Genomic DNA, 11,820 nt, shown 5'->3' with positions numbered 1-11,820 from the left:
TTTCCCAATTTCAATATTGATTTATTTCTGATTTGCCTTTAACTTAGCGAGTTCAGCTTCCAAGTCAGCCATACGACTATCCGCCCGCTTACGACGCTTCATCATCAAGAAAATCATACCGAATACAGCCGCGACCAATACAACAATTGCTGAAATACCAGCAATAATACTTGTTGGCACACCACCAGCGGCTTGCTTAATATCAGCGTTCAATTTTTTAGCTTGCTGACTGGTCAGCGTTACGTCGTTCGTATAGGTTTTCTTGTAACGATAGCGTTGGCCCGTACCATCCTGGTATTGCCCAGCACTATCCTTAACGTAGTAAGCCGTCGTTTTCATTGTGTACTTACCGGCAGTTGCGTTTTCCTTCAACGGTACCAGATAGCTAAAGTTCGAATTTGGTGCCATTTGCATATCACGTTGCTTACGCGCATATGTTTTACCATCTTTTGTCACCGTGGCTTCAACTGCTAATTGGTTCAAATACGTGCTCGTTGTGTTACGCATCTTAATCGCAATGTTCGTCGTACCAGCCTCATTCTTCGTTGCTACCCCTGCAAACGTCAAATCAGGCTCCCATGTACGATTTTCATTACGCGCCAAAATGCCGACAGTGTATTGGAATTTATTGACAATCCCCATACTACCTTGACCGGTTGTTGCTTTTTCACCCGTTTCAGGCTCAAAAATCAATGCCCCGGAAACCATCCCGGGCAACGTTGCACCAGGCATCGTTAGCTTAGCTGTATACGTCACTGTTTGCCCAGCTGGAATTGTAATTTTGTCCGGCGCTTGCACCAACTTGTTCACGTTGTACACCAACGATGGATCTAACTTTGCTTGGTTATCGTACTGGACAATCCCACTGTTACTAGTTGATGCTGGTGCCGCTTGGGCATCCACCACCATGTCTTTCTTGGTGGTGTTTTGTAACTTGACGGATAAGTTTTCACTTTGGTTCGGCTGCAAGACTAGATCGAAGAAACTCTCACTCTTATCACGTTGACTCGCTGCTTGTACGGGAGTGACGTTTAAGTCAGCCTGGGCTGCATGAACGGTTGTCCCAGACAACGTTACAGCACCGACACCGACTGCAAACGCTAGCCATGTCATCTTTTTCATTATGTATATAACCTCTTACACGAAATACTCTCTCTTTACCAAGCCAAATGATGGGAAATCAAAGATGGTTTAAAAGCTTTACTTCGTTGCGGCACCAGCAACGTTTGACAATGACCAAGTCAACGTGTTCGTGTATGTACCAGCGTTAACATTAGTGTTCTTAGCAACGCTCAATGAGTACTTACCCAAGTCAATGGCCTTACCATTGTTTGCTGCGTTACCTGTCGTTAAATCAGTTCCGTCAGTTGTGATCGTCTTTTCGCCAATCTTCAACGTAGCGTTGTTGTTCAAAGCCGTCTCACCAGCCGTGGTACCATCAGTACCCTTAACCCAGCCACCTTGCTTAACGTTCAACGTCCATTGACCGTTATCGGCCAAGAAATCATCAACGTTCACTGATTCGTCATCGGCAGTCTTATCGTAGCCACTTGCATAAACAGCTGCGGCATTTGCACTACCAAAGTCAACAGCATCGTTAACATTGTATAGTGACAAGTGACCAGCTTCGAACTTAACTGATCCAGTTGTCGTTGCTGAAGTAACATCAGCTGTATCTGAAGCAGCCGTTTCATTCGCAGCAAATGCTGCAACTGGTGCAACCAAAACGGCAGCCCCAAGCACAGCAGATGCCAAAGTCTTCTTAAACATCATATTCGTTTCCTCTTTTCTCTCTACTGGGACAAGTCTCTCCTCAAGTCCCACCATTCTCTATTGCTAAAAGTTTGTTATCAACTTGATTTCCCATCATTTGGCTTGATAACTTCTCATGGATAAAAGAATACTTTTTACCCACTTACATTATGTAATAGAAGCCCCCAAACATTTTACTTTTTCCCAAACCCTCAAAAGCCGATAGAAACCTTAATTTAAGGTCATTTGGAAGCGCTAACAGAATTCCCAAATGCTCGTATGTCAGATGCCAATTACATCACTGACCGATTTATTAAGTTAGCCGTTACTTTTCTGCTTTATGTGTCATCTTGCGCCACCATTTTGCTGGTAACACGAAAATTGCCAAGTTAGGCTTCCGCATCTTTAAGAACCACAAAATGATAAAGGCAACTAAGCCAAACACAATGACTAAGAGCACAATAATAATCCAGGCCCAGACCGGTAAATGATTTGCCGCGTTTTGGACAGCATCCGTTCGATTCAACTTTTGCGCTTGATTTGCACTCAAGGTAAACGTTGATTTAAACGTCTGCTTGTAATTATACTTCGTCCCATCAGCGGCCTTATATTTACCGTTGGTATTCTGTGAATAGTAAGCAACCGTCGCAACATGGTACGTACCAGCCTTAAACGCTTTTCCCTGTAATTGCATGGCCCAGTTCATTGTTGAATTTGGGGCCATTTGCATCATTGATTGGGCAAACTTTTTAACCGTCTTACCTTTGTTATCAGTTACCCTAGCCGTGACAGCCAAGCGATTAACAAAGGTACTCGTCACGTTGTTAAATGTTAACTTCACAACGTTTTGGCCATCAACCTGACTGGCTTTGGCACCACCAAAATCAAGCTTTGGCTTTGGTAAGTCATCACTTTGGCGCGCCATTACAGCCAAGGCATAGGCCAACTTCGTTTGAATCGCATTATTGTTTGTCACGCTTGATGTATCATCAACTTCTGAAAAACGTAGGCCGCCGGCAATTAAGCCTGTCACCTTTTGCTTGGTCATCGTAAACTTCACAGGCACATCAACAGAGGTCTTTGCCTTAATCGTGATATCAGGATGTTCGACAGACAACAGCTCACCCATTTTTACAGGTAACTCTTTCACCTTGTCGGCCGCCATCACATTATCAACCGATCCCGTCGCTGTAGTACCGGCCGACCCAGTCTCAATGTGAATTTTGATATCCTTTGAGGCGACGTTCTGCACCGTGACATACAAGGTTTGACTAGCACCTGGATTGGCTTTCAGATTATAAAAGCCGAGGGTTTTATCAATTTGATTATCTGGCATCTGTGGTGACACCACATAATTCATCGAATTATCCGCCGAAACTGTCTGACTAGCCAATGACACAAATGCCGTCACAAGTAGTGCCATTAATAATTTCATTCGTTTCATTTCAAGCACTCCTATTCGCCAGTGACCGCTGCACCAGCATCTTGCGTCAATTCATAATTAATCTGGCCCATATAAGTGCCTAACGCAGGCATTTGCCGGTAAACCGTCACGATTGGCACAACGTTCAAATCAGCCAGCTTAGTTTCACCGAAAGCATTCGCCGTTACCCGCATCACACTATCCGATTTATTGGCCATTCCGTACGTCTTGCCACCCTCAATTAACGTCGTGGGGGTATTTTCTGGTAACGTGACTCCAAATAGTTGCATCTGCGTTTTTAGCTCTGCCCCATTTGGGTCATAGGTGGCGTTTCCCTTAGCGTCCGCAGTTGCTTTGCGAAAACCAGTAAACGTCGCCATTAGTTGCCAGTTACCATTTGACGTGTAATTTTCTATATTACCGGTAATGGCCGCACCCGCTAATTGGTAGCCATCCGTATCTGTTAAGGCCGTCGAGTTATTTGCCGTCAAAGCACTGTTATTGCTAAACAGTTGGGTCAAACTAACCCGTGAAAAATCAACCGCAGTATCAACGTTTAATAGTTGCAACCCACCAGATTTAACAGTCGCCGTCATATCTGTCGTGGCGCTGTCTTGCTGTACGCCGTCATCATCGTCGGCGTGAACCACACCGCCGGCCAACCCAAGTACAATGGCAAGCGTCAAAAGCCAGTATTTACTTGTTCGCTTCATCTTTTTGCCTCCTACTTTGTATCGCCGAGTGTGTTACCCTGCACAGCATTAACCGTCCAAACAATCGTTCCCTTGTAATCACCAGTGCCAATCGGCTTATTACCTGAAGTTGGCTGTGGAATATTGAGGTAAACGTTATTGTACGTCAGCGTCGTCGTCTTTGTCATCATACCCGATGCAATTGTAACTGGATCAGCCCCAATCGCAATCGCATTTCGCATATACAATCCTGAACCCAACACCGTTGAGCCCGAGCTTGCAACTTGCGTTAACGCATCATCGCTTGCCGTTGGCAAAGTCGTCTTACTCATAAAGAGTTGCGCATTTTCTAATTCACCTGTATTTGAACGGAAATTAGGTGCCAATTGAGCTGTGATATTAATGTTTGTCTTGTACTTACGTGTATCAGACAAAATGACTTGCATATTCTGGTTGTCATTTTGCACCAAATCACTTGAACTGGTGTGAACCAAACTATTAAACATGTTTGGTGACGTGTAAATGTCGAATGGATTTGATGGTGGCGTCACCGCTGCAATGGCAACCGTTCCGGTTTCATCATCATGATCATCCGTTGCTTCACTATCGGCATCATCAGATGCACTTGGCGCAACTGATGCCGTACTATCCGCGATGGCACTTTGCGCCTTCGAAACGGTATCCGTAATTGCAACGGATGAGTTAACCGTTCCATCGGAATTCAACACAGCGGCCGAATTACTTGCCAATGCGGAAGCGACCTGGCTTGCGTCCGTCACGACGTGTGACGCCATGCTTGACGCCATACTCTTGGCCACACTAGATGCCAATGATGACATTGCGGCACTATCTAGTCCACCAACGGCTGACGCAACCGAACTCGCGATTTCACTGGCAACCGAACTTGCAACCGAACTTGCAACGGCTGCACCAACGGCGGCTGACTTGTTCAACGTAAAGTCATCGGCAGCCTTACCAACGGCCGAATCAATCGCGTTCAACAAGTTATTTCCTGTCGTCGTATCCAAATTACCACGACCTGAACTGTCCTTGGTGTTCATTTGCTCATTCACATTGTTACGAATATCAGCAACCGTTGACGTGTCTTTCAACAACGTATCACCCATTGATGACGAAATCGTTCCGCCATCAACCGCGGTCTTAATAACGTCCTTCGCCAACTCGTATGGCGTGTTTGATCCAGCTGTAATCAACTGTTGGGCTGCATCAGACGCAACCTTACCAGTCGTCACGGCATTTGACAAAGCCGCCTTCGTATCTTCATTAGCCAACTGCGTAACTGTCTTTTCAGTGGCAGTCGTCGTTGTTTCCGTCGTCGTCGTTTCAATCTGCTTCGTCAAAGAACGAATATAGAAGAAATCAGAGTCCGTATCGGCCGGTGCCACAACGGGTACTTGGTTCAACACGTTTTGCACTTTATCAATCTGATCTTGCAAAGCGGCCGCACCAGCCGTATCACCGGCGGCCAACAAGGTGTCCTGAACTTGCTGAATCTTCGCGATTGTAATGTTGGCATCGGTAATCGCAGCTTGCTTAACCGTACTCAACAACGCACCTTGCGTGTCGTAGTATGACGGTACCGGTGTTCCATCAGCCTTCGTGTAATCGTTAGGCTTTGGGGCAACCGGCAAATCACCATAACTGGCAACCGCCTTCGGGTCCGTTTCGACCTTCGTCTGCAAATCCTTCAACGCATCCGTTGGCACTGGATTACCGTCCGCATCACGAACCGCATTACCATTGGCATCGACTTCGTAGTACTTCGCCATGACTGACTTTTCATCCGCGTGCTTTTCAACATAATCAAGCAAGTCAGATTGCGTCAAAGGCGTCTTAACTGATGCGATATCCAAGTCATCCGTTGACAAGTCAGCCAATTCAGGGTGGCTAGCTTGCAACTTAGACAAGGCCAATGCTTGTAGCTTAGCCATTTGTGCTGGGTCGTTCATGTCAACCGGATTTTCCGGATCATACGGCAACTTAACCGTATATGATTGTCCGTTAACAACCACTGAGGTCGTAACTGTAATCGTAACCGAAACTGATTGCTCGCCCGGATTCAATTCGGCACGTGATAGCAAATCAGTATAGTCGTTCAACGTAGCTTGGTATTCAGCACGATCCGCAATTTGCTGACGCAGTGCCGCCACTTGCTGGGCCAATTCACCATTCGGATCGTTGGCCAACCAAATTTGCATATCGGGGTCGTTCATAATCTTGTTGTATTGCTGAATAGCTTGCGTACCTGAGTTGTCCAGGAAGAAAGAATCCAACAAACCGTTACCGGTTGTGTCACCTGCTTGTTCCGTCAAGTCCAAGAATTCCAGAGATGATGGCTTCTGCAAAAGTGATTGGTCGGCAGACGTCAACTTGTTTCCAGTGGCCGTCAAAATAATCAAACCGTTTTGGGCAGCAACCGTAATCCAAGCTGGCAATGACGTGAAGTTGTCATTGTCGATTTGCAAAGACTGAATACGCTTAGCAAAATCGTTATTAGCGTTATTCAATTCAGGCGGGAACGTAGTCATCGCCGCCATGTTTGACATATTCAAGTTAACCAACTTGGGATAACCTGTTACGACACGTGAACTTCCTGAAGAACCACCCAAATTGGTCATGATGTTTCCAGAAATATCCAATGTCGTCAATGTCTTGTTGTTGAAAATACGGAAGTCCTGACCACTGAACAACTGGTTACCCAAGTTATCGTAGGCCAATGACAACTGCTTCAAATTAGACAAGCTCTCCAAGTTCAAGAAACCAAATGAGTACGACCATGATGGATCTTCTTGCGTTGAAGCGTTGGCTGGATTTTCAGCACTAGCTTTCCAGTTTGACATATCCAGCGACGTCATCGTCGTGGCACCCATGATAATGGCATCAAAACTGGCAAACAATTGTTGTCCGTTGTTCCAGTTAAACTTATTCGCACTCTTCCACGTTTCGGCATCATAAATTGACAATTGCCATGAAGGCACACTCGCAAAATAATCACCAATGCCGTTACGTTGGGCTTGCTTAATAGTCTTTGAACCTTCCGGATTAGTATTAGCATCGTATGGATTCTTCTTCGCATCATACAGTGGATCTGGCGTACCATCGTAAGTCGTTGCCTTAACGATTTGGTCTGATAGGTCCAACTTTGAGATGTTCATCAAATCACCCCACGTCACGTTATCATCTGTAATACCGTGCGCAGCTAGTGAATTTCCATCGAAGGTCATTGAGTAGTAAACAATGGCGTGAATGAATTGTTCGGGCAGGCCCCATTCCTTCAACGTCATCTTTGGTGAGACACCGTTTGGCAACAATTGCTTGTTATCACCCGCGGCCACCTTCAAAGGCGTCGACAAACGCGTATCAACATCCCCGGTTCCAGCTTGCCCATTGGCCTTCATCGATTCAGCCAATGAAGAAGCCAAATCGGCCGCTGAAGAAGTTGCCGCACTACCAGTCAATCCACCAGATGACCACGAAACCACTGAACTGCTATTCATAATAGATGATGCCATCGATTGCGTTGCGCTCAACAACGTTTGCCCATTTGCAAATTCGCTGGCAATCGCCGAACTAATGCGGGTCGCCGTTGACGTTGGATTGTTCCCCAACGTGGCATACATTGATGACGCTTGTGAGGCAAGTTTTGTCAAATATGAATAAGCCGTGCTTGCACTACTTGCATAGTACGACGCACTAGTAGCTGTAAGCGACTTCGTATTTTTCGTCAACACATTCGCGTTTGACAATGCGGCATAGTAAGCACTGGCTGATGCTGAATAGGTATTCATGATACCCAAATTCAGAGCCAATGCTGAATCATTACCAGCTTCTTCACCCGCCGTCGCCGCATACAATGAATTCATCACTGATTGGGCTTGTGAAGTAAAGACGCCAGCTTGATTGGCAGCACTTGCTTCGTAACTCAAAGCGGCACTCACTGAGGCATTCGAATCCGTGATCAACGCCGCAATCGAACTAGCCGTACTGTACGCTGATGATGCCTTCATTGCTGCACTTGCGATTTGGCTAGCCAATGATGATGCGGTATCAACATTTGACAAGCCAGATGCCGTTGCTTTCGTCGTCAACGACTTGGCCACACTCAAAGCTGATGATGCCACGTTTGAATACGTACCAACAACTTGCGCCTTGTACAAGGCTTGATTATCAATTAATGAAGCCGTGCTCGTGGCAATACTGCTTGCCTTGACCGTTTGGTCGGCGATGATTGACAATTCAGCTTGCGCAATATCACCAAGTGGATCAAAGCTAGCAGCGGCTGACTTCATTGCTGCATTCGCGTTTGACAACTTCTTGGCTGCAGATGAAGCAATACTTGCACTTGATGCAATTGAAATTGCATTCGCACTTGTGCCCATCGCTGACAAAGCAGATGCCACGTTTGACACTTGCTTGTAAGCGACTGACGCCGTAAATAAGTTGGATGCCAACACGTTACCTTGGCTCATCGCCTGGAACATGCTGCTACCAGCCATTGAGGCACTAGCAATCGTCGACAATGCTTCGGCTGTTGCCTTGTTAATAGAACCTGAAATCAGCGCTGATAGTGAGGCAGCTGCACTATTCGTAGACGTCAACACTGCCATCATGCTTGAAGCAGCATCGGCGTACGATTGAATGTTATCCAATACGATGGCTGACGATCCACCCAAAGCAAGTGACATCCGACTGTCAGCCGCAGCCAGTGACTTCAACGTATTAGAAGCCGTCACTGCTAGTTGCGACTTGATTTGCGTCGTATAGACTGTATTGGGATCCAAAGCTGGATCATCACCAGCCGACGTTGCAACGGAACTCGTATAAGCTAATTGACTCTTCAAGTTAGCTAAGGCGTTCGAGGCAATCATCCCCATATCACCGTCAATGCCAGTAACAGCTGACTGAGCAGCCTCATTATTGCTTGCGATAATTGACGCATCTTGCGCCAACAATGAGGCAATACTTGCCATTTGCAAAATCTTACCGGCAGTTGAAGCTGTTGCATAGTCTGAGACCAACCCTGAAGCCTCACGATAAGCCGCCAAGGCACTCAAAGAGTATGGCGCCACCACTGCTGCATTGCTCGTGACCGTCGCAAATGAAGCCACTGAGGTAGCAGCTTGCTTCATTGCCGTCAACGCACTCTTAACCGCACTGGTATCGTGTTTCTCGTCTAATTGACTGGCTTCAGATTGGGCCAAATCATATAGTGACGATGTCAAAGCTGCCGCTGATGATGTCTTGGCAACATATGACTTCATGTTCGTACTATCATTTGTAATCGCTGCAGCACTGGCTGCATCTGTCGCCGCTGACAAAGCCGCTGCAACGGATGAATTAAAACCATTCACAATGTCATCTTGATACATCGCTTGGCTGTCGATGTTGCCACTGGCAGCACTGGCAAAGTTACTTGCTTGTGTCGCCATTGAATTCATTGCTGAGAAATTCTGCTTAACAATGTCACCTTGCGTATCACCCATCTTATCAATACGACTCGATGTAGCTGCCAATGCTGACGATGCTACGTTATATGCTGATCCAGCTGCCTTGGCATAGCTAGCGATACTATCCACGTGCGTCACTGGCTCAGCTGATGCCTTGGCGTTCATATCTGACGCCACACTTAGTGCACTCGATACCGCCATATAGCTGTTCACAATGACCAAGGCGTTACTTGTTGCTGCTGCCAACGAGGTCGTTTGTGTGGTCTGTGAAGCAATGTTCTTCAAAGCCGTTTCCACAGCCGCTCCCTTATCACCTTCAATTAGCGATGCAACCGAATCAGCACCCTGACTCGCTGACTTTGCAGCTGACAAGGCAGCTTGTGCAATTGCATCATATGAGGTCAGGTCTGTTTGGTTTGATCCAAAGGCCTTAACCGCATTCGATTCTGCATCAGCAGCCGACTTATAAGCCGTCGCTACGGCGTCAGAATAAGTTGTCTTGATAATACCCGTCTTGGCTGAATCAGAATTAGAAGACGGATTCGTGCTAGGCGCTGTTGCGTTAGACGAACTCGAAGCACTGCCATTTGATGGTGTGCTACTACTTGATGACCCATTAGATGGTGCACCAGAATCAGTTGAACTATTTTCAGCCCCAATGGTGATATTATCCTTTGCCTTCTGTGAAACAGCTTGCTTAGCGTCATTCAATTGTGTCGTCAAACTATCCAATTCTTTTTGAATCGTATCAATTTGCGTATTGATAGTCGTTAAACTAGCCGTCGCATCAGCCCAGTTTGCATTGGCTGAAATTGTCTTCTGTGCAGTAATCGCATCTTGATAATTCTTTTGAATCGTTTCATAGGCATCGGACAAGTTCTTAACAACGGTTGCCGCGGCGCCCAATTCCGTATCAGACGCGGTCAGCATATCTGACTTGCTAGCATATAAACTCGTAAATGAATTCTTCGCCGCTGTTAATTGGTTCAAGGCAACCGTGGCGTTCGCAACTGCAGCATCAATGGCCGTTTGCGCATCTTTTGTCTTCGTCGTAATAGCCGCATTCGCTGCCGTTAAGCTTTCATTAGCGGCATTGATTGCCGCTACAACTTGGGCCTTCGCAGCACTAGCCGCTGTATTCGATGTTGCATCAGCCTTTGTTGCATCAATATAGGCATCAATTGCTTTTAAGGTGTCATTCGCATCATCCAAGGCTGACTTGGCTGACTGAACAGCTGCATTGGCGTCAGCGTAATTGGTCGCTGAACCAGCTGTTGTCAAATTTTTAGACGCAGCATCGACCTTCGCTTGCGCTGCGGCTGCTGTATCTTGTGCATTCTTCAACGCTTCATTCACCGCTGTCATATCAACAGTTGGTCCAGTTGAAACTTGAAGCTTACCACTATCTGAATCAAACTTGATATTGTTTGATGGAATCGTAATCGTCTTTGATCCCGTCGTGGTTCCAGCACTTGAATCATCAGTTGCCGCGTTCGTAATTGCTTCATTTTTAGACGTTGCCAGTGTCTTTTCATCGGCTGTGATGTTAACGACCGCATCACCGGTCTTTTCATCCGTCACGACGGTCACGACCGGTGTATCTGTTTTAACCGACGTGTCGACTCCCAAGATATCCTTCTTAACTGATAGCAACGTATCGTCATTATCGTTATAGGCAATTGATGGTGGCACAGACGTATCGTTCTCAGTTTCCGCCTTTGCCATTAGCCCCGTCACATAACTGGGCAACCAGTCTGCTTCAATACCACCAACATAAACGGCTGACAACTTTGAGGCGAAAGACATATTCTGGCCCCACATGTTAAAGTCACCATTCGACGTAAACGGATTGAACGAAATATCCAAACTGGTCAGTGACTTCCAAATTGCCGTGACATCTCCATTAGCCCCGCTAGCAGCAAAAAAGTAGGTTCCCAAATATTGTCCCAATGAGCTTGGTCCATTATTTCCCTTTGTATCAAAGGTTGAAAACATGCCCGCGATATTCAGCGACTTAATGCTTGTCGCTGCAACCATAACTTTTTGCAATTTAGCCGCACCAGATCCAAGGCTCCAGCCATTTTTCCAGAAGTTTGTTTGACTTGTAATCGCAGCCAAACCAGGGTTTGCGGCGGCTGACAAATCCAGCGCCGTCAAATCAGCTAAGTTATCGTATGTGACCGTGTTGACGTTAACACCATCTTTAACAGCCAATGACTTTCCACCACCAGCCGGACTCTTCAAAACCGCCTCAATAATTGCTTGTGGCACACCATCTGATTGCAAGGTGGTACCGGCCGCAAATGCTGTGGCTTGACGGGTTAAATTCCATTGTTGAATAACTGGAAACGTCTGCATCGCCGTCGACATCGTCAACGTACTTAGCAACGTAATTGATGCAAACCGAGTGACAACCCGGTTCATCGTTGTTTTACTCTCTCTTTTCATTTCGTGCTACCTCACAAAAATGATCCCTCTAGTTAAG

The 11,820-nt window shown here is 46.4% G+C and carries 5 protein-coding genes; all 5 read right to left on the bottom strand.

Annotated features, from left to right (window positions below; all coding sequences use genetic code 11):
• Positions 1-21 precede the first annotated feature (21 nt).
• Positions 22-1,122 (bottom strand): WxLIP family cell surface protein, encoded by a 1,101-nt coding sequence (locus ESE_RS0107465; RefSeq protein ID WP_010373483.1) that lies wholly within the window; start codon positions 1,120-1,122, stop codon positions 22-24.
• 78 nt (positions 1,123-1,200) lie between these two features.
• Positions 1,201-1,773, bottom strand: a complete 573-nt coding sequence (locus ESE_RS0107460) for a hypothetical protein (protein WP_010373477.1) — start codon at positions 1,771-1,773, stop codon at positions 1,201-1,203.
• A 304-nt stretch (positions 1,774-2,077) separates the two neighbouring features.
• On the bottom strand, positions 2,078-3,196 hold the full coding sequence (locus tag ESE_RS0107455; RefSeq protein ID WP_010373474.1) for a WxLIP family cell surface protein: 1,119 nt from the start codon (positions 3,194-3,196) through the stop codon (positions 2,078-2,080).
• Positions 3,197-3,207: 11 nt separating this feature from the next.
• Positions 3,208-3,888, bottom strand: a complete 681-nt coding sequence (locus ESE_RS0107450) for a hypothetical protein (protein ID WP_010373472.1) — start codon at positions 3,886-3,888, stop codon at positions 3,208-3,210.
• 11 nt (positions 3,889-3,899) lie between these two features.
• Complete coding sequence (locus ESE_RS0107445; RefSeq protein ID WP_137636361.1) at positions 3,900-11,783, bottom strand: hypothetical protein; 7,884 nt, start codon at positions 11,781-11,783, stop codon at positions 3,900-3,902.
• Positions 11,784-11,820 lie beyond the last annotated feature (37 nt).

The sequence above is a fragment of the Weissella cibaria KACC 11862 genome, assembly GCF_000193635.1.
Taxonomy (GTDB): Bacteria; Bacillota; Bacilli; order Lactobacillales; family Lactobacillaceae; genus Weissella; species Weissella cibaria.
Note: the sequence above shows the minus strand (reverse complement) of the source record. Positions and strands in the feature narration are given on the sequence as shown.